This window comes from Terriglobus aquaticus, from assembly GCF_025685415.1.
Taxonomy (GTDB): Bacteria; Acidobacteriota; Terriglobia; order Terriglobales; family Acidobacteriaceae; genus Terriglobus; species Terriglobus aquaticus.
Genome location: NZ_JAGSYB010000001.1, coordinates 3,250,726 through 3,277,095 on the forward strand (window position 1 = coordinate 3,250,726; position 26,370 = coordinate 3,277,095).

19 protein-coding genes are annotated in these 26,370 nt (G+C 64.0%); 11 read left to right on the plus strand and 8 right to left on the minus strand.

Features of this window, described 5'->3' with window-relative positions:
* Positions 1 to 3: 3 nt before the first annotated feature.
* Together OHL12_RS13505 and OHL12_RS13510 are read right to left on the minus strand one after the other, a co-directional pair.
* Positions 4 to 2,271 carry a GH92 family glycosyl hydrolase gene (locus OHL12_RS13505; protein WP_263414340.1) on the minus strand — a complete coding sequence of 756 codons (2,268 nt, stop codon included), beginning with the start codon at positions 2,269 to 2,271 and terminating at the stop codon, positions 4 to 6.
* 70 nt (positions 2,272 to 2,341) lie between these two features.
* Positions 2,342 to 5,611, minus strand: coding sequence for a TonB-dependent receptor (locus OHL12_RS13510; RefSeq protein ID WP_263414341.1), 3,270 nt, complete (start codon positions 5,609 to 5,611; stop codon positions 2,342 to 2,344).
* A gap of 207 nt (positions 5,612 to 5,818) precedes the next feature.
* On the opposite strand from OHL12_RS13510, the gene OHL12_RS13515 reads away from it, so the two are divergent.
* From OHL12_RS13515 to OHL12_RS13545, 7 genes are all read left to right on the plus strand, one after another.
* Complete coding sequence (locus OHL12_RS13515; protein WP_263414342.1) at positions 5,819 to 7,207, plus strand: hypothetical protein; 1,389 nt, start codon at positions 5,819 to 5,821, stop codon at positions 7,205 to 7,207.
* Between the two features lie 86 nt (positions 7,208 to 7,293).
* Positions 7,294 to 7,383 (plus strand): translocated intimin receptor Tir, encoded by a 90-nt coding sequence (locus OHL12_RS13520; RefSeq protein WP_263414343.1) that lies wholly within the window; start codon positions 7,294 to 7,296, stop codon positions 7,381 to 7,383.
* 83 nt (positions 7,384 to 7,466) lie between these two features.
* Entirely contained in the window at positions 7,467 to 8,753 is a 1,287-nt protein-coding gene (locus OHL12_RS13525; RefSeq protein WP_263414344.1) for a GRP family sugar transporter, read from the plus strand.
* Between the two features lie 296 nt (positions 8,754 to 9,049).
* A complete protein-coding gene (locus tag OHL12_RS13530) occupies positions 9,050 to 12,523 on the plus strand; it encodes a TonB-dependent receptor (protein WP_263414345.1) in 3,474 nt (1,157 codons plus the stop codon).
* A 115-nt stretch (positions 12,524 to 12,638) separates the two neighbouring features.
* Positions 12,639 to 13,748, plus strand: a complete 1,110-nt coding sequence (locus tag OHL12_RS13535; protein WP_263414346.1) for a phosphatidylinositol-specific phospholipase C1-like protein — start codon at positions 12,639 to 12,641, stop codon at positions 13,746 to 13,748.
* A 131-nt stretch (positions 13,749 to 13,879) separates the two neighbouring features.
* Positions 13,880 to 14,617 carry a hypothetical protein gene (locus tag OHL12_RS13540; protein WP_263414347.1) on the plus strand — a complete coding sequence of 246 codons (738 nt, stop codon included), beginning with the start codon at positions 13,880 to 13,882 and terminating at the stop codon, positions 14,615 to 14,617.
* Positions 14,618 to 14,619: 2 nt separating this feature from the next.
* The gene (locus tag OHL12_RS13545) at positions 14,620 to 15,525 is read left to right on the plus strand and encodes an alpha/beta hydrolase (RefSeq protein WP_263414348.1); all 906 of its coding nucleotides are present in this window, start codon (positions 14,620 to 14,622) and stop codon (positions 15,523 to 15,525) included.
* Between the two features lie 84 nt (positions 15,526 to 15,609).
* Here OHL12_RS13545 and rsfS read toward each other — a convergent pair whose 3' ends face one another.
* Entirely contained in the window at positions 15,610 to 16,293 is a 684-nt protein-coding gene (rsfS, locus tag OHL12_RS13550) for a ribosome silencing factor (RefSeq protein ID WP_263414349.1), read from the minus strand.
* Positions 16,294 to 16,596: 303 nt separating this feature from the next.
* Between rsfS and OHL12_RS13555 the strand changes: the two genes are divergently transcribed.
* Together OHL12_RS13555 and OHL12_RS13560 are read left to right on the plus strand one after the other, a co-directional pair.
* The gene (locus OHL12_RS13555) at positions 16,597 to 17,457 is read left to right on the plus strand and encodes an inositol oxygenase (RefSeq protein WP_263415136.1); all 861 of its coding nucleotides are present in this window, start codon (positions 16,597 to 16,599) and stop codon (positions 17,455 to 17,457) included.
* Positions 17,458 to 17,813: 356 nt separating this feature from the next.
* Positions 17,814 to 19,775 (plus strand): mechanosensitive ion channel family protein, encoded by a 1,962-nt coding sequence (locus OHL12_RS13560; RefSeq protein WP_263414350.1) that lies wholly within the window; start codon positions 17,814 to 17,816, stop codon positions 19,773 to 19,775.
* Between the two features lie 39 nt (positions 19,776 to 19,814).
* Here the strand turns inward: OHL12_RS13560 and OHL12_RS13565 are convergent, their stop codons facing one another.
* From OHL12_RS13565 to OHL12_RS13575, 3 genes are all read right to left on the minus strand, one after another.
* Positions 19,815 to 20,621 carry an Os1348 family NHLP clan protein gene (locus OHL12_RS13565; protein WP_263414351.1) on the minus strand — a complete coding sequence of 269 codons (807 nt, stop codon included), beginning with the start codon at positions 20,619 to 20,621 and terminating at the stop codon, positions 19,815 to 19,817.
* 24 nt (positions 20,622 to 20,645) lie between these two features.
* Positions 20,646 to 21,158, minus strand: a complete 513-nt coding sequence (locus OHL12_RS13570; protein WP_263414352.1) for a hypothetical protein — start codon at positions 21,156 to 21,158, stop codon at positions 20,646 to 20,648.
* A 149-nt stretch (positions 21,159 to 21,307) separates the two neighbouring features.
* A complete protein-coding gene (locus OHL12_RS13575; protein WP_263414353.1) occupies positions 21,308 to 22,267 on the minus strand; it encodes a helix-turn-helix transcriptional regulator in 960 nt (319 codons plus the stop codon).
* Between the two features lie 93 nt (positions 22,268 to 22,360).
* Between OHL12_RS13575 and OHL12_RS13580 the strand changes: the two genes are divergently transcribed.
* Entirely contained in the window at positions 22,361 to 22,861 is a 501-nt protein-coding gene (locus OHL12_RS13580; protein WP_263414354.1) for a DinB family protein, read from the plus strand.
* A 70-nt stretch (positions 22,862 to 22,931) separates the two neighbouring features.
* On the opposite strand, the gene fabF is transcribed toward OHL12_RS13580, so the two are convergent.
* On the minus strand, positions 22,932 to 24,182 hold the full coding sequence (gene fabF / locus OHL12_RS13585) for a beta-ketoacyl-ACP synthase II (protein WP_263415137.1): 1,251 nt from the start codon (positions 24,180 to 24,182) through the stop codon (positions 22,932 to 22,934).
* 92 nt (positions 24,183 to 24,274) lie between these two features.
* Positions 24,275 to 24,517, minus strand: coding sequence for an acyl carrier protein (locus tag OHL12_RS13590; protein WP_263414355.1), 243 nt, complete (start codon positions 24,515 to 24,517; stop codon positions 24,275 to 24,277).
* 331 nt (positions 24,518 to 24,848) lie between these two features.
* Between OHL12_RS13590 and OHL12_RS13595 the strand changes: the two genes are divergently transcribed.
* Positions 24,849 to 26,327: a GGDEF domain-containing protein gene (locus tag OHL12_RS13595; protein WP_263414356.1), complete on the plus strand. Its 1,479-nt coding sequence runs from the start codon at positions 24,849 to 24,851 to the stop codon at positions 26,325 to 26,327.
* Positions 26,328 to 26,370 lie beyond the last annotated feature (43 nt).

Below are 26,370 nucleotides of genomic sequence, written 5' to 3' on the forward strand. Positions count from 1 at the left end.
GTCTTACTGTGCCGGTGAAGCGGATGCGACCGGAGGTTTCGACGCCATGGTGAAGTCGAGCGTGCCGCCGTTCACGATCTCGGAGTGCAGGAGGTACCAGCGGTGCAGAGGTTTGCCGTTGAGCGAGACCGAGCGCACGTAGATGCTGCCGGCCTCGGCGCCCGGAGCGTTGATGTGCAGCGCCTTGCCGCCGGGCAGGTGCAGGGTCATGTGGTCGAAGCGTGGCGTGCCGATCTGGTACTGCGGCGTGCCCGGCGTAACGGGGTAGAAGCCGAGCGCGGAGAAGACGTACCAGGCCGACATCTGGCCGGCGTCGTCATTGCCGGTGTAGCCGCCGGGGCCGTCCTTGTAATTGGCGAGCAGGGCATCGTGTACGCGACGCTGCGTCTGCGCAGGCGCACCGGCGAAGTTGTACAGGTAGGCGATGTGGTGGCTGGGCTCGTTACCGTGGTTGTAGAAGCCGCCATCGAACAGGCCGTCCAGCTTCTCCACGAATGCCGCGTTGCCGCCGACCGCGGCGATCAGGCCCGGAACATCCTGCGGAACGAAGAAGGTGTACTGGTAGGGCAGGCCCTCGGTGATGTAGTGGTAGGGCTTGGTCGGGTCGAAGGGCGAGTCCCAGGTGCCGTCGCGATGGCGGCCGCGCGCGAAGCCGGTTTCCGGGTCGAGTACGTTGTGCCAGTTGGCGGAGCGCTTGTGCATCGCGGCGGCTTCGGCGGTGTGGCCGAGCGCCGCGGCAAGCTCGCCTACGACGAAATCGTCGTAGGCGTACTCCAGCGTGCGCGAGACTTGTTCGCCCTTGTGAAAGGCGTCCCTGACCGGGTTTTCGAGCGGGATGTAACCAAGCGCGCTGTAGTCGTCGAGCGCGCGGCGGCCCTTGCCCAGAACGTACTGGTCGCGCGGCGGCGTGACGGTGGCGTTCTGGTAGATCAGGCGCCAGGCAGAGGCCGTGTCGAAGCCGCGAATGCCCTTGATGTACGCGTCGGTGACGATCGCGGCGATGTGGTCGCCGATCATCTCCGAGGTGTAGCTGTTCCATGCGGGGAAGATGGGCAGAAAGCCGCCCTGCTCGCCTTTGAGGATGAGTGACTCGACCATGGCGGAGTCGCGCTGCGGGTCGAGGATCGTGTAGAGCGGGTGGACGGCGCGGAAGGTGTCCCAGACGGAGTAGTCGTCGTAGTAGGTACCGGCCGTGTGCTCAATGTGGGTGCCGTCGGCAAAGCGCGGGTAGGTTCCGCTCACGTCGCTGAAGGTGCGGGGCACCAGGCTGGCGTGGTACAGCGCGGTGTAGAAAACTGTGCGGTCCGCGTGGTTGCCGGCGATGCTGATGCGGCCGAGCTGCTGCTGCCAGGCGGCCTTTGCGCGGTCAGCGATGGTGTCGAAGTTCCAGGTGGGGATCTCGGCTTGGAGGTTGTGGCGAGCTTCGTCGACGCTGACGAACGAGGTGCCGATGCGGACGCGAACGATGTGGTCGGGTGGCAGGTCCACGGTGACGTAAGCGCCAACAGGTGTGTTGCCGCCCATCCAGCTAATCCCCGGTCCGATCGACCTGTCCACGGCGACGTTGAACGTGCCGAAGCTGCGGATGGGAGCGTCGATCTGCAGCACGGCGTGGCCGGAGAAGCCGGCGGGCTGGCCGTTGCCGGCGTAGATGCGGTAGACCGGATTGCTGCCCGTGATCTCGCCGTGCGCGGCGTCGATATCGACACGGTTCTCGCCGAGGCGCAGGTTCGATTGCAGCACGATGGTCGCGGAGTTCGCGTCGGTGGGATAGCGGAACTCGAGGATGCCGCTGTGCAGCGTGCCGGTCATCTCGGCGTGAATGCCGCTGTCCGCCAGGTCGACGCTGTAGCGGTAGGGCGTGGCGTGTTCCGTCGAGTGCGAGAAGGCAGAGGCACGCTCCGCAGGCGTGAGCTTCGTCGCATCGCGCAGCGGCATCACGGTGAAGCTGCCGTAGTCCTGCGCGCAGGAGCCGCTCAGGAAGTGCGATCCGCGGAAGCCGGAGATCCTCGCGTCGTTGTAGTAGTACGGCGCGATGCACTTGGTTTCGTCGGGCCGTGTTTCCGGTGTCCAGTCGGACATGGCGAAGGGAACGCCGGCGATGGGAAAGGTCTGGCCGTCATTCGCGGTGCCGACCAGCGGGTGCACCAGGTCGACGGGCGCGTCCGACTGCGCCATGTGGCCGCGGTCCTGCGCGAATGAGGGCGCGTGTTGCACGCCGCAGGTGAGGGTCAGCGCAATGGCCAGCCCGGTCTTCACAGATCGCATCATCAGCCTCTTGCCAAAAGGGGTCGAAAAGAAAGGGCAGCGCCAAGCATAAGCGCTGCCCCGAGGCGAAGGGTTAGAAGTTGAACTTGAAGCCGAACTGCACCGTGCGGTTGAAGCCCGTGGTGCTGGTGATGGTGCCGAGCGACCCGGGGCTGGAGACCGAGGCGTTGGGCGTGCCGAAGTTGGGGTGGTTGAAGATGTTGAACGACTCGGCGCGCAACTGCACGCGGTAGCGCTCGCCGAAGTACGTGTTCTTCACCAGGCTCATGTCCCAGTCCTGATAGCCGGGGCCGCGCAGGAGGTTGTAAGCGGAGTTGCCGTAGGTGAACTGCGACGCGGGTGCGGTGAAGGCAGCCGTGTTGAACCACTGCTGCTTGGTGCGCTTGCTCGGGTACAGCGGCACCCCCGGAACCCGGTTGGCGCGCGTTGTGCCCACGCCACCCGTTGCGCTGGTGGTGTTCGTCACGCTGAACGGCTGACCCGTCTGCGCGTTCGTGATGCCGGAGATTTGCCATCCACCGATGAACTTGTCGACCACCGGGTTCAGGTTGCCGGCGAAGGTCCGGCCGTGGCCGAACGGCAGCTCATACGAGTAGCTGACGGAGAAGACCTGGGGCGTGATGCCGCCGATGGGCCCGTAGGAATCGTTGGGGGTGAACGTGTTCTGGAAGTTCTCTTCGCCCAGCACGCGCACAAACTGGTACTCGGCGTTCACCTGCAGGCCCTTGGAGAGCTGCTTGTGCAGGCCGATTTCGAGCGCGTTCATGTTGCTGAAGAAGAGCGGCTCCATGGCGTAGCTGATGGTGGAAAAGGGCTGGAACGGACGCCGCGGCTGAATCGCTCCGGGAGCCGGGAGCACCGCATTCAGATCGCGGTTCACATTGCCGCTGCCGCCGTAGTTGTTCTGCTTGCGTGCGCTCTGGCCCACGTAGCCCACGCGCAGGTCGAGGCCCAGCGGGAACTGGTGTTCGATGGCCAGGTTGTACTGCTCGGTATAGGGCGTGACAGGCTTGTGCACGGCGGTCACGGTCGGGTTGGCACCGGTTGCGCCGGTCAGACTAAACGGCGCGTCCATGGTGAACGTCGGCTTGGTTCCCGTGGGCTGGGTGAACGTGTTCGCCGCGGAGAACGGGAAGTTGGTGAAGGCCAGGGCCTGCTGGTACGAAGCCGGCAACAGGTTGTAGTAGATGCCGAAGGCGCCGCGCACCACCGTGTTGTGCGCCGGCTGGTAGGCGAAGCCGAACCGCGGCGAGATGTTGTTCTTATCCTGACCCAGGTAGCCGAACAGGCTGTGACCCAGACCGGCTGCCGTGCCCAGCGTGACGTAGGGCGCGTAGGCCGGAATGGTCGACGCGGGCAGTTGCGAGGCGAAGACCACGACCTTGTTCAGGCTCGGCACCCACGTGGAGTTGGTGCCGTAGGGGTTGTCCAGGAAGACCTGCAGGTCGTAGCGCAGGCCGTAGTTCAGCGTCAGCTTGGGCGTGGCCTTGAAGTCGTCCTGCACGTACAGCCCGATCTCGTTGCTGGGATTGCGGTAGCTGATAGCGGAGGGCAGCGGCTGCTGGGTGCTGCTGGGATAGCCGAGCAGGAAGTCGGCGAATGCGACTTTGGAGTACACGCCGGAGAAGTTGTACGCGCCTCGTGCTGGCGTGCCGGGGATGCTGCCCGCCGCGGCCACGTTGAAGTGATTGTCGAACACGTACGACAGGCCCGTTTTGATGGAGTGACGGCCGGCGATCTTGGTCAGCGAAGCCACACCCTGCATGTCCTGCTCCAGGTCGCGCGATCCCGTCTCAGAGATGCCCTGGATATTTGTGATGTTGATGGTCGGCGCGCCCTGGATGGCCTGCGGTCCAAGCCCCGGGATGATTGCGCTGAAGTTCGTGTTCACGTTCTGCGGCGTGCGGAAGACCGGGATATGCGTGTAGCCCAGGTTCACGTCAAGCAACAGCGTGGGTGAGAAAGTGTGAGTCCAGCCCACGATGCCGTAGGTGGACACTTCGCCGTCGGCTGAAAGACCGCCCTGCAGGCTATCGTTGCCCACAGTGGGCACCGGGCCGTAGAAGGCTTTCAAAAACGTGCCGCGAATCTGGTTGGTGCTGTTGATGTTGTGGTCCAGCCGGAAGAAGTAGCGGCGAATGCTCTGGCTGTACGGCACCTGCTCCGACGTATTCACTGCGCCGGGCGCGGTGTTGGCAGTTGGCAGGGGCATCAGCAGGTTCATCAGCGCCAGGTCGGGCTTGCTCAGGCGGGCCTGCGGAATCTGATTGTTCGGGAACGGCAGGCCCGTGAGCGGGTCGATGATTCCGCCGGAAAACGCTGAGAAGTCGCCGTTGCGCATTGCCAGCGTGGGCTGCACGGTGTTCTTTACGGCGGCCTGATCCAGCAGGAACTTCTCATAGCCGAACGTGAAGAAGGAGCGATCGTGGCCGTTGTAGTGCGGGAACATGATGGGTCCCGTCACGTTGCCGCCGAACTCGTTGCGTTCGTAATTCGGCCGGGCCGGGGCTTGGTTGTTCTGGAAGTAGTAATTCTTCGCCGAGGTGCCCTTGCCGCGGTTGTACTCGACCAGCTCGCCGTGCAGCTTGTTGGTGCCGCTGGCGCTGACGACGACTACCTGGTTGGGCTGGTTGAACTCGGCGGCGGCGCCGTTGGTGATCACCTTGAACTGGCCGACCAAGTCCAGCGGTGGGATCTCCGCCAGCGGACGCTGCAGGGTGATGTAGACGTTGCGGATGCCGTCCAGCGTGAAGTTGGCTCCACCATAGCTGTTGCGGCTGCCGGAGCCAAAGGCCGGGGTCACGCCGCGGTTGGGCACCTGGTCCTGGGCACCGGCGTTCTGCACGCCCGGAGCGAGCTGCAGGAGGCCGATGACGCTGGTGTGGCTGTTCAGGGGCGTGGCCTGGATCGTGGCAGCGTCGATGACGAGGCCTACCGAAGAGTCCTCGGTCTGGATGGCCGGCGGCGTGGCCGAGACGTCGACGGTGGTCTGCTCCGTGCCGATCTTGAGGCTGGGGTTGATCTCGGCGCGCTGATCGATGCTGAGAACGAAACCGGTCTGTTCAAAGGTGCCGAACCCCGGGGCCGTAACGCGCACGCGATACGTGCCGGGCGCCAGTTGCGGCAGAACATACGTCCCGGAGCCGGACGAGGTGACGGTGCGCGACTCGTTGGTTTCAGTCTGCGTGACGGTGACCTGCGCGCCGGGAACGACGGCGCCGCCGGCGTCCGTGACAGTGCCGGAGATGACGCCGGTGGTGCCCTGGGCGTGGGCGATGCCGCCCAGCATGACCAGGGAGAGAAGAGGAGCGGTGCGGGTGACCGCCGAGATCGAGAGGCGCATGGGTCTCCTTGAAATGGGTGGAACGCCGGACTGCTGCGCCGGGAACACGTTGCGCGCAAGGTCCTGTGTGGTGGAACGATTGCGAGAGATTCTGCGAAGATAGAGATACAGGTGGCAACAGGATTTACGGTGAATTGACCGTAACTTCGGCGGTTTTGCTGGGAATTCAGCAGATCTCACCCCAGGTAAATTGCCAGCAGGCACACCATGGTCGCGGCGCACCAAACCCGAAATCCGCAGGCAGAGGCGCAGTGGGCGCTGGTGGAGCGGGTGCTCGCCAGCCAGCAGTTTCGCCGCACCGTGCGGCTGCGCGACTTCCTCCGATTCGTGGCCGACCGCAGCATCCACCACCCGGGAACGCCCGTGCCCGAGCACGAGGTGGGGACGGCGGTGTTTCACCGTGCCGCCAATTACGACACGGGTGCGGACAACATCGTCCGGGTTTCGGCGGGTGACCTTCGCCGCCGGCTGGAGCAGTACTTCCTGGAGGAGGGTGCCGGGGAGGCCCTGGTATGCGAGATGCCGCGCGGCGGCTACACGCTGGTCTTCCATCCCCGTGAGGCGGACGCGGTGCAGGCCGCGGAAACCGTTCCGACGGTCGTGGCCTCTGTTGCACCTCCCGGTAACGGGCCCGCCTTTGTCGCCGACGAGCTGCGGGAGCCGGTACCCAGCGACGCTCTCCGGCACACGTTCGCGGATCGACTCGCGCCGGTTGAGGGCGCTCCCGCCCGGTCCTGGTTCCGCGACGTGCGGACGCTGGTGCTGGTCACGATATGCCTCTGCCTGGCGGCTCTGACCGGAGCCATGCTGCTGCGGCACGGCCGCGAACCCTGGCAGCAAACGGCACCGCTGCTTGCTATCTGGGGCGACTTCCTGGCGCCCGGCAGCGGAACGGAAGTCGTGCTGGCGGATAGCAGCTATGCCGTGATCCGCAGCCTGACCCACAAGGCGGTGAGCCTGCAGGACTACCTGAATTACCGGTACCGCGACGCTGCGAACGATCCGACCCTGGACCCGTCGACCCGCGCGGCGATCGCAACCATGCTGGCGCGCAACAGCGGCAGCATTGGCGACTTTGAGGCGGCGAGGAGCATCCTGGCGCTGACACGGCAGCCAGCGCAAGTGGTCATGGGGTCGGCCCACGACTTCACGCCGTCCGTGGTCAAGAGCAACAACGTGGTGCTGGTAGGCGCCAGCGCGTCAAACCCCTGGGTCACGCTGTACCGCGGCCAGCGCACTCTGGCTATCGAGCAGGACCCCGTGGACAACGTGGCGGTGGTGCGCAACCTGCAGCCGGGCCCGGGCGAGCAGGCGGAGTACCGCGTGGCCACCAGCAGCAGCGATGTGAGCGGCTATGCCGTGATCTCCATCCTGCACAATATCGACCCGGGCAAGCGCGTCATGATCCTGGAGGGCACCGATTCGCAAGCGACGCTGGCGGCCAGCAACTTTGTGTGCTCGGAAGCGGGCGCGGCACAAATTGAGAGCGCTCTGCACGGCCGCGAAAACGCTCAGCAGATCGACGTCCTGCTGCGGTCATCGAAGCTGCTGGCCACCACGCTGGGAGCGAGCATGGTGACGGTGCACGCGCGATAGCGTTGCCCTCTCCCTTGACGTAAGGCGGCGCACTCCCGTACTTTCATGGGGCATTCATGGTGAACCGAGATTCCAGCAAGCCTCCCATGGGGAAGGCGATCTTGAGCGACGTCCAGTTCTGGATTCCGCTTGCCGTGCTGGTCGTCGGGCTCGTGCTGCTGATCTGGCTGCACTGATTCGCTTTGGGCTGCGGCGATGGTTTGCGCCGAGCGCGCGTGTGCCTGAGCGGACGATCGATTTCTGAAACGGAGTACCACGCTTGAAGACCGGAACAGACGCCGCTTCCTCGTTGCGATCCTTGCACTCGCTGGGAGTGTTGTGCGGTCTGACGGCGGGCGTGTGGCTGGGGGCGGCCGAGGCACCCACCAAGCTGGTGACGGCCGGGTTCTCGCCGTTCACGATTTCTCTATGCATGGTGGCGGGTGTGTTCACCGCAAGGTGGACCTTTCCGACCTTGTTGAAGGGAACCACGTACGTCTTCGCGGATCTCCTTGAGAAAAAGCACCTGATCGTGTGGGCGATTCTGGCCGGCGCGTTGTGGGCTGTGGCGAACACGCTCACGGTCTTCGCGGTGCGCGATGTTGGTCTGACGATTGCGTTTCCGCTTTGGAATACGAACTCGCTCGTCGGCCTGCTTTGGGGCAGAGTGCTGTTTGGCGAGTTGAAGGGCGCGAGTCGCGGCAACATCGCGAAGGTGGTGCTGGGCACCGTGCTGATCATCGCGGCGGCGATCCTGCTGGGCTTCAGCTCGCTGCAAACGGGCAGCAGCATGGGCACGCACGTGGGCGGCGGTTTGCTGGCGGCGCTGGGTGCCAGCCTGATGTGGGGCACCATGTATGTGCCGTACCGCAAGGCGTACCTGAGCGGCATGAACCCGTTGTCGTTTGTCACGGCGTTTACCGTGGGCGAGCTGGTGACCATGCTGGTGCTGGTGTACTCGCTGGATGGTGGCGCGAACGCGCCGGCGTTCCACTTCTCCGTGATTCGGCCGGTGTTGTTCTGGCTCTTTCTGGGCGGCATGATCTGGGTAGTGGGCGACCTGTTTCAGCAGTTCGCCTGCAAGTACCTGGGCATCGGGCGCGGCATTCCGTTGTCGAACACGAATCAGTTGTGGGGCCTCGCGTGGGGTGCGCTGGTGTTTGGCGAACTGCGCCACGCAGACAGCGCGCATCGCATGCTCGTCATTGCGGGCTCGGCGCTGATGATCCTGGGAGCGCTGGCGGTGAGCACGGCAGTGGCTTCGGCGAAGGAACACAGCTCCGTGAATCAGGCGCTGGCGCGCGAGTGCGACCGCTACGGCCTGGACTACCAGCGCACGCTCGCCGCGCAGGCAGGCGAAGAGTTTGGCGACCGCAGCGAACGCCGGCGGTGGTGGGACTACGCGATCGTCGCCACGGCATGCGGCGTGTTTATCTTCCTTGCAACGAAGGCGCAACGACCGGCGTTGACGATGAACGGCCGGTGGATCGCGGTGCTTGCGGTCGTGCTGGTGGTCAGCCTGGTGGCCGCGTCGGTTCGGCTGCAGCGGCAAACACGCTTTTCCTAGGTCTGCCTAAAGTGTCAGGCAGATAGTTAGGATCTAACCAATGCCGTTCTGTTCCAGTTAGGTCAGGACATAGGAACCTCTCGGGTCGTAAGGCAGAGGACCTACGCGGGGAGTGACTTTGCTGGTACAGGGGTAACGCTCTTCGCGGTGACTCAGGAAATATCTGCAAAAACCCTTGACGTAAGCGCTAACGAAGGTGGATTGTGGGTGCCGCCCCGGAAAGCGACTTTCATCGTGCTGTCACCACAGTCGACGGTCGTTGCCCCAGGATGGAAGTATCCGAACCAGGAGTAAGTATGTCTCTTCGATCCACACGTACGCATGGCCTTCGCCTGTGCTGCGCCGCCGTTTTGCTGTCCTGTGCCATTCCGGTCTTCGCCCAGTTTGACGCCGCGTCGGTCCTCGGCTTCGTCCGCGATGCTTCCGGTGCTGCCGTTGCGAACGCCACCGTCACGCTCACCAACGTTGAGACCGGCGTGACCCAGACGGTGAAGACCGACAAGGATGGCAAGTACGAGTTCGCCAGCGTCAAGATCGGCGACTACAAGGTACAGACCGAGGCGAGCGGCTTCTCGCGTTATGAGAGCGCGACCTTTCCGCTCACCGTCAACGCCCGTCAGCGTGTGGATGCCGACCTGAAGGTTGGATCGTCCAACGAAGTGGTCGAGGTGAACAGCCTGCCCACGCAGTTGGAGACGGAAACCAGCTCGCGCGGACAGGTGATTGGCACCCGCGAAGTGGAGAACCTGCCGCTGAACGGTCGCAGCTACGCCGACCTGGCGCTGCTGGCGCCGGGCACGCGCCGCTCCGCGCTGGAGACGGGTGCGCCCGACAGCCGCGAAGCCAGCTTCAACGTGGACGGCCAGCGCTCTGCCTTCAACAACTTCCTGCTGGACGGCCTGGACAACAACAACTACGGCACGTCGAACCAGGGCTTTGCAAACGAGAACATTCCGCCCTCGCCCGATGCTGTCGACGAGTTCCGCGTAGAGACGAACAACTACTCCGCGGAATACGGCCGCAACCCGGGCGCGGTCATCAACGTGTCGACCCGACGCGGCACCAACGCGTTTCACGGCAAGGCCTACGACTACAACCGCAACACGGCGCTGAATGCGAACAACTACTTCTCCACGCCGGGCACGCACCTGAAGTACATCCGCAACCAGTTTGGCGGAACCTTCGGCGGACCGATCTTCAAGGACAAGGCCTTCTTCTTTACCGATTACGAAGGCAACCGGACGATCTTCAACCAGGCGCTCACGGTGTCCACGCTGCCGACGGCGAACCAGCGCGCCGGCCTGTTCTATGTGAACGACGATCCGTCGAACCCGGCGAACGCGATTCCGCTGCGTAATCCGATCACGGGCCGCACCTACCTGGGCGTCGTTCCGCAGGCCGACATGACCACGTTTGCCAAGAACGTGCTCGCCGCTCTGCCGGCGAACAACGTGGCCGGGCTGGCGAACAACTACAACACGACGCCGCGCGGCACGATCAACGACGACAAGGGCGACGGTCGCATCGACTACACGCTTTCGCCGCGGTACAGCCTGTTCGGCCGCTACTCCGAGCATCGCGCCACCATCTTCACGCCGCCGGGTATCCCCGGGCCGGCGGGTGGCAACGCGAACGGCAACGTCCACATCCTGAACCGCGACATTGCGGGCGGCGCGACCATCACGCTGTCGGCAACGCGCCTCTTGGACCTGCGCTTCGGCTGGTCGCACAACGAGGGCGGCAAGACGCCGATCGGTGTGGGCCAGGCGTCCATCCTGACGCAGAGCGGCATCACCGACGGCCTGCCGACGGACCCGACGATCGTGCGGTCGCTGAACGGACAAGCGATCACTGGCTTCAGCCAGTTCGGCGCGCAGACGTCGAATCCGCAGTTCCAGAACCCGACCATCTTCAACCCCAAGGCGAACTACACGACAATCCGCGGCCGCCACGCGCTGAAGCTCGGCTTCGAGTTCCAGCAGGTGAACACGCAGATCAACGACTTCAACCCGAGCTACGGTCAGGACAACTACGCGGGTCTGTACTCCACGGCGATCAATCCGGCAGTTGCGAATACCCCCGCATGCCAGGCGGCTAATGCTCTGTCCGTCGCGAACTGCACCAACCCGACCAACACCACGCCGGCCGGCAGCGCGCCCAGCCTGAGCTCGCAATTGCAGGAAGCTCGCAACCTGACGGACTTCCTCTTCGGCAACCGCTCCGGCTACTCGCTCACCACGTTTGCGATTGTGAACGTGCGGCAGCGCTACAACTTCATGTACGTGCAGGACGACATCAAGGTGTCGCCCAGCCTGACGCTGAACGTGGGCCTGCGGTATGAGATTGTCACGCCGCAGTATGAGCGCGACAACAAGCTGGCCAACTATGACCCGACAACCAGCACACTGATCCAGGCGAAAAACGGCAGCATCGCCGATCGCGCGCAGGTCAACATCAACTACACGAACTTCGCGCCGCGCTTTGGCTTTGCCAAGACGCTGGACGCGAAGACGGTGGTGCGCGGCGGCTACGGCATCGTGTACTCGCAGTGGAACCGCGCGGGTGGTGAAAACAACCTGACGTACAACGGTCCCAACGTGGTGAACGCGAACATCGCTTCGCAGGTGACGCCGTCGCCCTCAACGCTGTGCCAGAACGACACGCAGGTGCAGGCAAACTGCTTCCGCCAAACGCAGCAGGGTTACGCGGCTGGCCTGGTTTCGCCAGCGAACTTCAACCCGCTCAACGTGCTGTCGCGTTACATCCCGCGGCACAACCCGACCGGCTACGTGCAGAACTACTTCGTCGGCTTCCAGCGTGACCTGGGCCACGGCTGGCTGGTGGACCTGAGCTACGTTGGCAACAAGAGCACGCACCTGCAGGTGTTGGGCGATTACAACCAGGCCACGCCATGCCTCCTGAGCTCGGGCTGCCCCAATGTGCAGGCCCGTCGTCCGATCACGAACTTCCAGGAGATCGAGATCGCGGCAAACGAGGGTTCGGCGAACTACAACTCGCTGCAGATGCGGACGGAAAAGCGCCTCGGCTCTGGCCTGTTCCTTCTGAACTCGTTCACCTACAGCCGCGTGTTCGACATCTCCAGCGGACACCTGGAAACTGCGAACGGTGACAACTCGCGCGTGAACATTCGCAACACGAGCCAGGACTACGGCCCGGGCGGATACGATCAGCCGCTGAACGACACACTGTCCATGGTGTATGACCTGCCCTACGGTCACGGTCGCCACTTCGGCAGCAACAGCAATGGCGCGGTGAACGCAGTGCTGGGTGGATGGCAGGTGACGCTGGTGAATCAGGTGACCAGCGGTCTGCCAATCAACATCAACTACTCGCTCGCCACGTCCAGCGGCCTGTTCGTATCGGACCTGGTTACCTATCGCCCGAACCGCGTGGCGGGTCAGCCGATCTTTGCGCCCGCAATCAACCGGAAGCGCACGGCAACGGGTGGAACGATCACGGGCTACTTCAACAACGCTGCCTTCGCTCTGCCGACCACGTATCCGTGGGGCAACCTGTCGCGCAACGTGGTTCGGTCGACGCCGTTCTACCAGGCCGATCTGGGCGTGCATAAGCAATTCCCGGTGTTCTCAGAACGCGTCCACCTCGACTTCCGCGCCGAGGCGTTCAACGTGCTGAACAAGGTGAACCTGCAGGCGCCCAACAGCACCTACGGCAGCTCGTCGTTCGGCGCGGTCACGTCGGCATACCCGGCGCGTCAGCTGCAGTTGGCTGGCAAGCTGATCTTCTAACCAACACTCAGCGACCAGGGCCCGCGCGTCTTCAACGTGCGGGCCTTCGTCACTTCCACGGGGAACGCAACTGCGCGGTGCGAGCGTATGAGCCGCGATGCAAGGAATGATTCGGATGATTGGGAAGACGATGGGCTCTGCCGCGTTGCTGCTTTGCGGAACGCTGGCGCTGCAGGCGCAGGCGGATGTGCGCATGAACCAGATCCAGGTGGTGGGCAGCCACAACAGCTACCACGCGGGCCTCACGCCAGGCGTAAAGGCGATTTTGGCGAAGCAGAATCCGAAGGCGCTGCGTAGCCTGGACTACAGCCATCCCACACTGACCAAGCAGTTGGACAGCGGTGTGCGGCAGTTGGAGATCGATGTGCACGCGGACGCGAAGGGCGGCCGCTACGCGCACATTGCGGCCGACGACGCGATTGCCAAGGCGGGGCTGCCGGCCGATCCGCCGTACAACACAGACGGCAAGATGAACCAGCCGGGCTTCAAGGTGATGCACGTGACCGGCATCGACCAGCGCACCCGGTGCACGCTGTTCACCGACTGCCTGCGCGAGGTGCAGGCGTGGTCCAAGGCGCATCCGAAGCACGTGCCGCTGTTTCTGCTGATCGAAGCGAAAGAGGAGCAGCCGCACCTGCCTGGCACGCCCATGCCGGAGCCGTTTACGCCGGCCGTGTTCGACGCTCTGGACAAGGAGATCCGCAGCGTCTTCACGCCTGCGGAGCTGATCACGCCAGACGACGTGCGTGGCAGCGGCAAGGACCTGCCGTCTGCCATTACGGAGCATGGCTGGCCCACGCTCGAGAGTGCGCGCGGCAAAGTAGTGTTCCTGCTGGACAATCGCAAGTTCACGGCGATGTACTCGGAAGGCCATCCGGCGCTGCGCGGCCGCGTGCTGTTCACCAACTCGGCACCGGGAACTCCGGAGTCGGCGTTTGAAGAGCAGAACAACGGCACGGCCGAGTCGATCGACGCGTCGGTGAAGCAGGGCATCATCGTCCGCACCCGCACCGACGAGGGCACGGAAGAGGCGCGCACGAACGACACCACGCGGCGCGAGCTTGCCCTGCGCTCCGGCGCACAGATCATCAGCACGGATTACCCGCCGGGTGAGAAGTCGCAATGGAGCGATTTCATTGTCGAGCTGCCGAACGGTCTGGCGGCGCGGTGCAACCCGCTGATCGCGCCCAAGGACTGCAGCGATGCAGCGGTGAACGACAAGTAACTCCGACTCTAGCAGTCGAAAAAAGCGGTGGACTCCTTAGGGGTTGCGGGTATGATGCGGCTGAAACCGGAACGCCTTACAGCGGCGTTCCATGTTACGCATCGGGACTCGCGACACTGGGAGACGCACGTATGGCTCAGGCTGCTGCTGCGACTGCGGATTACCTGCTGAATCACATTGGCGCCATTACTGCCGCGATCGGCGGTCTGGGTACAGCCGCGTATGGCTTGGTGGACGCGACCAAATCCATCGCGTTTGGCGTGTCCAACGTTGGATTTGGCGTGATCGCCAAGGTGATGGCGACGCTCATTCCAGAAGCCACGCCCGAAGCGGCGGCCGCCGCGAGCACGGGCGAGCCTCCGCTGGCTCCGGCGCTTTCGCTTCGGTCTGTGCTGGTCTCGCTCAAGTCGAATTGGGTGAACGGCGTGACCAAGGACGACCAGATCGCCATTGCGAAAAGCCTGGTGAAGCTTGCAGTCAGGCCGTCTGCGGTGGCTTCCCTGGCGGCGCTCACCGGGGTAGATGCAACGGTGCTGGCGAGTGTGTTCGGAAAGATTGCCAGGGGTGCGGCGCTGTTACCCGAAGAAACCGACGTTTACGCGCGCTTCGATCTGATCGTGACGACGTTGCTGGAGCAGGCGTACCAGCGTGCCGACCAGCAGTATCGCAACGCTGCCAAAGTGCTGGCGGCAGCACTCTCCGTCGTGCTGGCGGCGGCCGGAGCATACTGCCTGGGAGAGCGCGGAGCGCAGGAGTATGGACGCGCCCTGTTGATCGGGCTCATTGCGACGCCGCTGGCTCCGGTCGCCAAGGACGTGGCAAGCGCGATCCAGGCCGGCGCCAAGGCCGTTCAGGTCTGGAAGAGTTAGCCATGTGGTTTCTGAGTTGCAGAACTAGCCGGATCGGCGGTGACGTTGGCCCGGTGCAGGTCACGGACGGCTATCTCACCTTTGTCGACGGCCGGGAGCTGCTGGAAGAGGTTCGCGGCCGCGACGTCCTGATTGCGCTGCACGGGTTCAACGTGCACCAGGCAGGGGCGGTGGATCACTTTCAGCAATGGCAGCGGCTGATGACGTTGGGCGCGAACGCTCTGCTGGTAGGCGGCCTATGGCCGGGCGATTCCGCCTGGCTAGGCGCTCTGGAATACGCCTTCGCGGCCAAGGCCGCAATGCGCTCGGGCCAGGCGTTCGGCCGGTACCTGAACCTGAATTTTCAGCAGGTTCGAAGCATCTCCTTCGTGTCGCACAGCCTAGGTGCTCGCGTTGCCCTGCGAACGATCCAGGAGCTATCCTCGGCGTTCGACGTCCGGCGACTCATCTTGATGGCGCCCGCGGTCGACGATGATTGCCTGACCGGCGAGTTCGCGAAAACCGCCAAGCGCATCGGCCAAGTGACGGTGCTGGGATCGAAGCAGGACAAAGTGTTGCGGCTCGCGTATCCGCTGGGGAACCCAATCAGCGGTATTTTTGCGCGGGGGCACCCGTACTGGCATGCGGCGCTGGGGCGCGAGGGACCAACTGCCTATCCCTCGCCCAATAACATCGGGCCGGGTTGGCGTCTGCCCGACGACTGGAAGGTCGACCATAGCGACTACCTGCCGCCGGAATCGCCTTTTGCGCCGCCCTACGCTCCCGCGCCATTCCCGCTTCCCATGGCATTCCCAGCTGAGTCCGCGGGAACTCCGGCGCTGCCGCAGGGCTACGACGGTTCGGATGGGCAACCGGAACACTGGCAGTGTGGCTGGACGGCGGGTTGGACCTCATTCCAGTTCCCCTGAGGGTAGGGACCGCGTTCGGAAGGCGGACGGCACAAGGGAAAGCCGGCGTCTCCGCCGGCTTCATTGTTACGGTTTGTTCGGACGCTACTTCTTGGCCGAAGGTGCCTTCCTGGCACCTTTCTTCCCCGCGGGCTGCGGGGTGACGCTGCGCTTGGCCGGGGTTTTCTTGGCAGCTGCTTTCTTTGCGGCCGCTTTCTTCACGCCCGCCTTCGCCTTTTTGGGCTTCTCCTCTTCGTCGGCAATCTCGACCGTGCCGGCCAGGGCCTTTGAGACGCGGGCCGAGGTCTTGCGGCCGGTCTTGCCGCCGCGTTTGGTGGTGCTGTCTTCGCTGTCGGCGTCCTCTGCGGGTGCGGCGGCCACCGGCTTCTTCTTGCGGGCGTCGGCCAGTGCCTTGGTGATGTCGGCGTTCAGGTCGTCGATGCTGACGCGGGTGGCCGTTTTGCGCAGACGTTCCAGGCCGTAGTACTCGCGCTTTTCGGGCATGAAGATGTGGACTACAAAATCGACGTAGTCCATCAGAATCCACTCGCCCTGGCGGCGGCCTTCGACCGAGTTGGGGTAGATGCCGTACTCGCGCTTCAGCCGGCCTTCGATCTCGTCGGCAATCGCGGCGTTCTGGCGCTCGTTGGTGCCGTTGCAGATGAGAAAGTAGTCGGTCAGCGCGCTTTCCGAGGGGTCCAGGGCGAGGATGCGGATTTCCTCGGCTTTGCGGCTGTCGGCGGCGTCCACCGCGGTGCTGAGCAGCTGGTTTGTCTCGAGCGTGGGCATGCAACTCCTTGGGCGCATTGCACCCGTTTTGAGCATACGACGCCGACCGTGCGGAATGTGTGACTTGTGCGCTCGCGGAGAGGTCGGAAGTGAGCGACGGCTTGTCTGGAAGGCGGTTTGCGTGTGGTCTGAAAGTTGCACGGAAAGCTCTTGCCAATCGTTGTTCCGTGTGCGTATCGTTAGCGCTAACGTAAAGGGAATTGCGACCTGGGAGCGCACATTTCCGGCCGCGCCCAGGGCAGCATGCCTGGCGCGGCTTGCGTGACAGAACAGGAGCGGGCGATGGCGACAGCAGTGGTAGACATGGAAGCGACGGCGGTAGAGAACAAGAACCTGTTGCCGGTCGAGGACGACTGGGAAGAGTTTCTGCAGGGCCGCTACAAGGAAGGCAAGACGGAAGAAGAGTTCCGCAACTACGACGCCGAAGCGAACCCCGGCGTGGCGGAGTTCTACCGCCTGAACCACCAGTTCCAGTCGCACGAGTACGTCCTCGGCAAGGAGAAGGAATACTTCGGCCTGACGCGCGGCAAGAAGTCGATCTGGGAAGCAGCGGAGTTCCTGAACACGCTCGTCGACGACAGCGATCCGGACACCGACCTGACGCAGATGGAGCACCTGCTGCAAACCAGCGAGGCGATCCGCCGCGACGGCCACCCGCGCTGGATGGTGGCGACCGGCTTTGTGCACGACCTGGGCAAGTGCCTGTGCCTGTACGGCGAGCCGCAGTGGGGCGTGGTGGGCGACACCTTCCCGACCGGCTGCGCGTACTCCGACAAGATCGTCTTCCCCGAGTACTTCAAGGCGAACCCGGATTACAACCACCCGGTGTACTCGACCAAGTACGGCATCTATGAGCCCGGTTGCGGCCTCGACAAGGTGCACATGAGCTTCGGCCATGACGGCTACATCTACGAGGTGATGAAGAACCACCTGCCGATGGAAGCGCTGTACATGCTGCGCTACCACTCGTTCTACGCGTGGCACCGGCACGGAGCGTACGAGCACCTGTTGAACGATCAGGACCGCGCCATGCTGCCGGCGGTGTTGAAGTTCAACCCGTATGACCTGTACTCCAAGGGTCACACCAAGCCCGACATGAAGGAACTGAAGCCGTACTATGACGACCTGTTCGCGGAGTTCTTCCCGGACAAGCTGGACTGGTAACGGCGGATACGTTCCGTTCCACGGATCATTCAAGGAGCAAGCAGCGCACCGGAGTCTCCGGTGCGTTTGCTTTGCGTGGAGTCGATTGCAACCCACGCGACTGAGACCGACTGGCAGGTAATCGCGTGCGTGTGCGATGTGCATCTCTGCCGACAGGGGAGGCCGTAACATCGCGCCTTGTTCCGTGCGGGGCAGAACGATGCGCGCCCAAGCTCATCTAACGAGCGATGACTGGTTTCCGGGCGCCGAACTTTCTCCGCTATGGCGCGTTTTGCGTGTCGTTGTTTCTTTCTGTCTCTTGGGCGCAGAGCCCCTCCCCGGCAAGCACGGGTGGCGCAGCGGCCCCTGCGGCTCCGGTGTCAGCGAGCACGGCGGCGGTCACTGCCGCCACGGCCGCAACTGCTGCTGCCGCGACACCTGCGGCCAACGGGGCGCAGCCCGGCCAGCCCACTGCTCCCTCGCCACAGACTGCGAGCAAAATCGCGGCGCTACCCGCACCGTTCCCGCCGGGTTTGATCCAGGGCATCGACATCCCTGCGCAGTCGCGGGCGATCCTGTCGCACCTGAGCGAGATCGTTCGCTACTACCGCATGACGGCGGTGCCGATCCAGAAGCTGGGCGAGCCCAGCGACGTACTCTACGCACAGCAGACGCAGGCCGAGGCAATGCAGATCGGCCAGACTGCCTTCAAGGCTGCCCGTAGCCAAGCCGCGTTCCTGGCGCGCATTCCTAACCCGAAGGCTTCGCCCGGCGACACCAGCAGCCCGCCTCCGCAGGAGGCAAACAAGATCGCCGAGGTGCTGCGCAACAACGCGCAACGGCTTTCCGATCTGCAGACACAGGATGCCTCACTGACGCAGCAGATTGCGCACGCGCGTGCCGCGCAACGCGGCACCCTGCTGGACCAGCAGGGTGACCTGGAGGGCCAGATCAAGCTGCTGAGCGCGGTGGTCGGCGCCCTGCAAAAGGTGGCGCTCACTTCCACGGCGAACCAGGGCGGATTGCAGGGCAACATCGACCAACTGCAGAAGTCTGTGCCGGAGCTGGTGAACTCTTCGCAGAAGACGGTCCCGGCAACGGTGGAAAGCATCGCGTCCATTCGCGATGCCGGTGTGACGACGCAGGGCACGGTGCTCTTTCAACTGCTGAGCACGGAGCGGGCCATTGATGAGCGCGTGAAGACGCTGCAGATGCTGCACGACCAGGCCGACGATCTGCGCAAGCCGCTGCTGGATGTGTTGAAGGCGACCATGGCCGAGAGCCAGCGCATCGCGGCCGACACGGGCGCATCCACGGCGGACCTCGCGAGCAAACGCAAGACCTACGACGCCCTGGCCGACGCATTCACCACGCTGAGTGACGTGGCGGTGCCGCTGAGCCAGGAGGTATTGCTGCTGGAGCAGGCGCAGGCCACCTACGGCAGTTGGCGGGCGTCCGTGGCGTCGACCGAGAGCACGGTGCTGCATGCGCTGCTGGTGCGCGTGGTGCTGATTGCGCTGGCGCTGGGCGTGATCTTCGCCTTCGGAGAACTGTGGCGCCGCGCGACCACGCGCTATGTGCAGGACACGCGACGTCGGCGACAAATTCTGCTGATCCGAAGGATCGTGATTGGCTTCCTCACGGGACTTGTGCTCATCTTCGGCTTTGTGACGCAGTTCAGTTCGCTGGCCACGTTTGCGGGCTTCATCAGCGCGGGCATTGCGGTGGGTCTGCAGACCATCCTGTTGTCGGTGGCGGCGTACTTCTTCATCGTGGGTCGCTACGGCGTGCGTGTGGGCGATCGCATCACGGTGGCGGGCGTGACCGGCGAGGTGGTGGAGGTTGGCCTGGTGCGCTTCTACATGCTGGAGCTGACGGGCACCGGGACCGAGCTGCACACCACGGGGCGCGTGGCGGTGTTTGCCAACTCCGTGCTGTTCCAGACGGGAACGCCGCTATACAAACAGATTCCGGGAACGGAGTACGCCTGGCACGAGTTGACGCTGAAGTTCAAGCCGGTGGAAGGATACGAGGCCGCGCTGAAGCAGGTGCAGGGCATCGTGCAGGGCGTGTTCGAGACGTACAAGGCCAAGCTGGAGGCGCAGCACCGCAGTGTGGAGACGTGGCTGGACACGGCCATCCAGGCGCCGGAGATCGAGTCGCGCCTGCAACTGACCGACGCTCCGCAATTTGCCGTGCTGTATCCGGTGGAGATCGAGCACGCGTCCGAGGTGGATCAGCAGATCATCCAGGCCCTGCTTCGCGCCACGGCACAGCAAACGGAGCTGGGCCAGGTGATCGACGGAACGCCCACGGTCAAGGCGGTGGTGAAGAGCTAAGCTGCTTCCCGCCGGACCACACGACAGCGGCTGGGCTGCTCAGGTTCGGCTGAGGAGGGCTCCTGTAGCATCTGCGGTGGTCTTGCTGGTGCTGGCTGTCTTGCCCGTGTCGTCCGCCGCATCTTTGTCGGTCCGGGTCAGGTAACGATGCAGCAGTTCTGCCGTTTCGGCGGAGCGCAGCTGCATCAGTTCGCTGGCGCGCTCCACACGCGCGGGATCGGGCTGCATGGGATTGTCCGGACATGGGATGCGAGCCAGGCCCTCGATAAGGAAGATCTGCTCGAAGTAGGACATGAAGGCGATCTCGGCCGAAATCAGATCTGAAAGTGCGCCCTGGGTTTTGCCGAGCGGCCCCGTGATAAAGGTCGCAATGAAGCTGAGAGTGCCAAGCCCGGCAAATACCAGGCTGTAGTCCAGCTTGTGCGAGTAGACGGCATAGCCGACCGCAAAGACGAACAAAGACATGCCCAGCCAAAACATGGCCTGGTTCATGATGTTGATCTTTTTGTAGGTGCTGGTGGCGTGCTTCATGGTGTCTTTCAGGGTCTGGACCGTGAACATGCCAAGCTCCATGTTGCGCTCCGCCTGGGCACGATACTGCTTGGCCATCTCCTGCTGTAGGAGTCCTTGAAGGGCAGGGTCCTGCGGAGGCTGCGCGGCGGACTGCGGCCAGGGCGAGCCCATGAGCGGCGGCGACTGGCCGGCGAGCGCGGCTTGCAGTTCTTCTGGCGACAGATGGACACCCTCGGACTTCAGCGTTCCATCGGGGTCCTGGAAGAGGCGGTTGGCGAAGTCGCGATCCAGCTTCGCGCGTCCGACCACGTTCCACACATCCTGCTGGCTCATAGATCTCCTCGGGTGCGGCTAAGTCTAGTGGACCTGCAGGGTAGCAAGCATCTGCTGCACGGTGGGCAGGAACTGATCGAAGTGGCTGGACTGACCGGTGTACGCCACGGTGCAGGCGCGGTTACCCAGCAGAAAGGCAAACAGCAGAACCCGGTTGGGCTGCCCGGCGGGTGGCTGGGGCGGCGTCTGGCACAGAGCGCGAAAGGCCTGCTGGCCGGCGAGGGTCGAGGGACCAGACTCCGCCACCTGGATCCGCGCCTGCATGGCCATGGTCTGCCAGGTCTGCACGATGCCGTCCAGCGTGGTGCCGGCAAACACCGGCTGCACGGTGACCGTCAGGTTCTCCTGGAACGGATCCTGCGGACCCTGCTGCGGCGAGCCGAACCAGGCGACGAAGGTGAAGGGCGTGGCCTGCTCCTGGGTCATCCAGGTGTTCGGGTAGTCCATGCGCACGCCGTGCACCAGGTTGAGATAGGGCACCCACGCCGGCGCTGCCGCGGGCTGCTGGGCGAAGGGTCCGAACGGTGGTGTTCCCATGGCGAGGTGACCCTGGCAGCAGATTTGGCGACGTGGTTGGGCGCGTGCTGACTTGCCCCGGATTATAGGGGTCAAAGCCTGCAAAAATGCTGACTTTTGGCGGCGTGAGTCAGATGCTTACGGAACGTCGCCGTTACGCATAGGTGGGCTTAGGCCTTCGCGTCGCCTGCGGCCTCGAGTGCGCCACGTGCGAGGTCGCGGAAGGTGTCACGCAGGGCGTCGGGTGAGTGGATCACAATGCGGCGGCCGGTGCTGAGCAGCATGGCGGCGAACATCTCCAGTCTGTCGCGGCTGCAACGCAGGCGAGTGCCTCCGTTGTCCGGCTCGATGGCGATGCGGCCCGCCGGAAAGCTGCCCCTCACCTCTTCGATCGGCATGTCGATCCAAACGTCGATCTGGTAGGTGGACTGGAAGAATGGCATGCGTTCGGCGAAGTAGCGCCGGGCGTCGAAGTCTGCCGGCCTCTGGAAGGTGGGGCTGCAGAGTTCCAGGTGCTCCACGCGGTCCAGGCGAAAGGTGCGGAGCGCCGCGCGGTGCAGGTCGCGACCCATCAGGTACCAGCGATCGTCGGTGTGCAAGAGGGCGTAGGGTTCCATCTCGCGGCGTGAGGCGACATCGGCGTGCGAGCGATAGTCGAAGCGAACGCGGCGACAGGCCCGGATGGCAGTGGCCGCGCGCGTGAGGCTTTCGACGGAGGTGGGGACCACCCACGGTCCGGGCTCGATGGCGACGACCTCCGCGACGGCGTCCATGCTTTCTCGCAGCGCTTGCGGCAGAACGCGGGCCAGCTTGGCGCGTGCGCCCTCGGTCGCTGGCGCAAATGCGGCCAAGCCGATCTCCTTTAGCGCCTGCAAGCCGAGCGACAGGGCAAAGGCCTCTTCGTTGGTAAGCACGAGCGGTGGCAGGCGATAGCCGGGCCGCAGGCGGTAGGCGCCGCCCACGCCGGCGGTGGAGTCCACCGGGATGCCGAGATCCTTGAGCCGGACGATGTAGCGCTGCACCGTTCGGAGGTCGACTTCAAGCCGCTCCGCAAGTTCTGCGCCGGTCACGCGATCGCGCGCCTGCAGGATTTCCAGCGTGGTGAAGACGCGCATGATCGGGTCGTACATGGGCCTGATTCTTTCTTCAATCTACGACACAGGCTGTCGGCAATGGTTTGTAGGTTGAATCTCGAGCCCAGGCAGGGCGAAGGAGAAGTGGAGATGGCACAGGCGGAGATGGCAGGGGACAGGAAGACGGGCGATTGTCCATGCACCCAGGCGCAGGTTCTGGAGCACTGGCAGGGGCATCGCAGGTTGACTCGCAAGGTAATCGAGGCTTTTCCGGAGGATCAGATGTTCACGTTCACCCTTGGCGGTATGCGCACGTTTGGCGCAATGGTTCACGAGTTCCTGGGCATGGCTCTGCCGGTGGCGAACCAGGTAGCGACCGGCACGTGGGGCGACCCAATCGCCGAGAAGCCGACCGACAAGGCCGGGCTGCTGCGGCTGTGGGACGAGCATACGGCCAAGATCGATGCGATTGTGCCGGCTATTGCACCCGAGCGCTTCCACGAGAAGATCAAGATCTACGAGCAGTACGAGGTGACTGGCATGGAGGCCATTCAGTACACGGTCGACAACGAAATCCATCATCGCGGGCAGGGGTATGTGTACCTGCGAGCGTTGGGCTTCGAGCCGCCGGCGTTTTACGACCGTAGCTAGGCTCTGGACTGTTGCGCAAAGGAAGAGGCGCGGCCGTGGCCGCGCCTTTCGTGCGCTTCGCGCGGAGACGTTACTCGTCCCAGCGCTTGAAGATGAGCGAGCCGTTGGTGCCACCGAAGCCGAAGGAGTTCGACAGAGCGTAGGGCATTGACGCCTCCACCGGCTTGTTCGGGACGTAGTTCAGCCGGCACTCCGGATCCACGTTGTCCAGGTTGGTGGTCGGCGGGACGATGCCCTTCTGCATGGCCATCAGCGTGATGCCGGCTTCCAGGCCGCCCGCGCCGCCGAGCAGGTGGCCGGTCATGGACTTGGTCGAACTGACCAGAAGTTCATGGTTCAGGGCGCGCTCACCAAACACGTGCTCCAGGCCTTTGGATTCCATGGCATCGCCCAGCGGGGTGCTGGTGGCATGGGCATTTACGTAAGTGATCACGTCTGGCTGCAGGTTTGCAGATTTCAGGGCGGCCAGAACGGCGCGCTTGCAGCCTTCGCCTTCCGGCGCCATGCCGGTCATGTGGAAGGCGTCGGCGCTCATGCCGTAGCCGACCACCTCACCCAGGATCTTTGCGCCGCGGGCCTTGGCGAACTCCAGCTCTTCCAGGATGAGGATGCCGGCGCCTTCACCGACCACGAACCCATCGCGATCCTTGTCCCAGGGACGGGAGGCGCGCGTCGGGTCGTCGTTGCGAGTGGAGAGGGCTTTCATGTTGGCAAAGCCGGCCACGCTGAGCGGCGTAATGGCGGCTTCCGTGCCGCCCGCGATCATGGCGTCGGCATCGCCGCGCTGAATGATGCGGAAGGCATCGCCGATGCTGTGCGCGCCGGTGGTGCAGGCGGTGGCGGCAGCCTCGTTCGGTCCCTTGGCGCCGTACCGAATGGACACATGCCCGGCGGCCAGGTTCACGATTGTGGCCGGGATGAAGAAGGGCGACACCTTGCGGGGGCCACCGTTCATCAGGTTGGTGTGCTCGCGTTCGATCACATCGAACCCGCCGATGCCGGAACCGATGTGAACGCCGATGCGCTCGGCGTTCTCTTCGGTCACCTGCAGGCCGGAGTGCTGCATTGCCTCGGCGCTGGCGGCCAGGGCGAAGTGAATAAAGCGGCCCATCTTGCGGGCCTCTTTTTTGTCGATGAACTGGTGCGGATCGAAGTTCTTCACTTCGGCGGCGAAGCGGACCGAGTGGCCTTCCAGCGGATAGGCCGTGATCTCGGCCATACCGCTGCGGCCCGCCACCAGGCTGTCCCACACCTCGTTTGCAGTGTTGCCGATACCGCAAATGAGGCCGATGCCGGTAACCACCACCCGGCGAGCGGGGATGAAGCGCCCATTCGCCGTCTCGTGTTGCTGTGCTGCTGTCGAACTTTCCGCCACGGAAGTGCCTTCCCTCACCGTTGCGCCCTCAGGCACCGTTACTTCGCCTTGGTGTGCGATTCGATGTAGTCGGTCGCGTCTTTCACCGTCTTGATCTTCTCGGCGTCTTCGTCGGGGATCTGGATGTCGAAGGCTTCTTCAAACTGCATGACCAGCTCGACCACGTCCAGCGAATCGGCGCCCAGGTCTTCCTGGAACGACGCGCCCGGGGTGACCTCGGCCTCGTCCACCTGCAGTTGTTCCACGATGATGCTCTTTACCTTCTCGTCCACGGTTGCCATGTGTGTTCTCTCCTGAGGGTCTGATGCTCGAAATGTTGCGGCCCTGGTACGTCCGATGCGCCTGTCCGGTTCGGGACAAGGAACAGTGGGGTACGCTCCGGTGTTCCGCCCGTGCCTTCCGGTTCAGGCGCTTGCCGCCTATGGCAGTGTACAGACCTGTCGCTTTCCATACCAGCAGACCAGGCGGATCGCGGTGAGCAACGCCATATTACGCAAGGAGTTGGCTTACAATGCTGCCATCCCTTTCTAACCTGTACGGTTTGTTCGATTTTCTGGATGCGGGTCGTTGAGGTCGTCCGAGCATGCCACTTTCTCTCTGCGGTACGGAAGCATGAACAGCCTGTTGCTGCCCGACCTGTTTGCCATGGCGGTGCTCCTGTCCGTGCTGTGGCTGGTGCGGCGGCGCTACCCGCAGCACGACATCCGGCTATGGATGTCGGCGCTGCTGCTGATCCTGCTGGAGAGCGTGGCGCGCATCCTGTACGGCATGCACTTGCCGACGGGACCGCACCGGGCGCTGCATGCGATCGCGCTGGACGCCTACCTGTTGGCAGGGATGTTGTTTCTGCGCTCGTCGGTGCGTGGCCTGCAACGGCTGCCGCGCGCGCACCTGTATTTCGTGCTGTTGACGGCGCCTGGCGTGGTGCTCGCGACCGTGTATGGGTGCGATGTGAACAGCCGCCTCGTGTACGAGGCGACCACCGTGGCCGGCGTCGTTCTGACCGCTGCCAGCACCATCGCGTTGCGCCGCCCCCGCCGCTACCTAGTGGGGCTGATCGCGGTGTGGGCACCCGCAACGTATGCCGCCTTCACGCATTCGCCGCGGATTGTCACCTATCTGCTGCTGGCCGGGGTATATCTGGCCACGGCAGTCACCTTCGGGTGGAGCCTGCCCCGCTCCAGCAGCGGCAGAGTTGCGGTTGTGGTGGGGTTCGTGGTGTGGGGCGGTTGCTTCGCGACGCATCCGTGGATTGCAAGTATGCATCCGCAATGGGTCGCGCTGGCGAGCGAAGTCTGGAACATGCAGAAGTTCCTGATCACGGTGGGTCTGCTGCTGATCCTGTTCGAACGGCAGGTGGAAAGCAACGAATGGCTGGCGCTGCACGACCAGTTGACCGGTTTGCCCAATCGTCGCCTGTTTGAGGATCGCCTGGGCAGCGCGATCGCGCGTGCAGAACGCGATGGAACGGCGCTGATCCTGTTCTACATGGACCTGAACAACTTCAAGGAAGTGAACGACACCCTGGGTCACGACGTGGGAGACACCCTGCTGTGCAAGGTGGCGGAGAGCCTGCAGCAGGTGGTGCGCCGGACCGACACGCTGGCCCGGATGGGTGGTGACGAATTTGTGCTGCTGGCCACCGATGTACAGGTAGGAAACCCCGCGCGGAAGGAAGGGCGTTGGGCTCGCCTGCGCGACAGCGGCGAGCGCCGGGCGGCCAATCCGGCGACGGCAGCGAAAGATGGCCGGCCAAGCTCGTCGCCCAAAGTCGCAAGCCGTTCTGATCTGCAGGTATCGGCGGAACAGACGTTGGACGGTGACAGCCACAGCCGCATGGTGCAGCAGGCGTTGAGCATTGAGCAGACGATTCGCACTGCCGTGAACCGGCCAGTGAAGATCTGGTCGCGCGCCGGGACGCACACGCTTGAGGCTTCGGCCAGCATCGGTTCAGCCATGTACCCGATGGACAGCACCGATCCGGATGAGCTGTGCCGCATCGCGGATCAGCGCATGTATCAGGAAAAGGGGCGCGACCCTGCAAGCAGGGCCGGCCTGGAACGGATGCTCTCGCTGCTGACGACCAAGTAGGTGCGCGGGGGCTGCCCGACAGGCGCTGTGCGTTCGGTTCTTT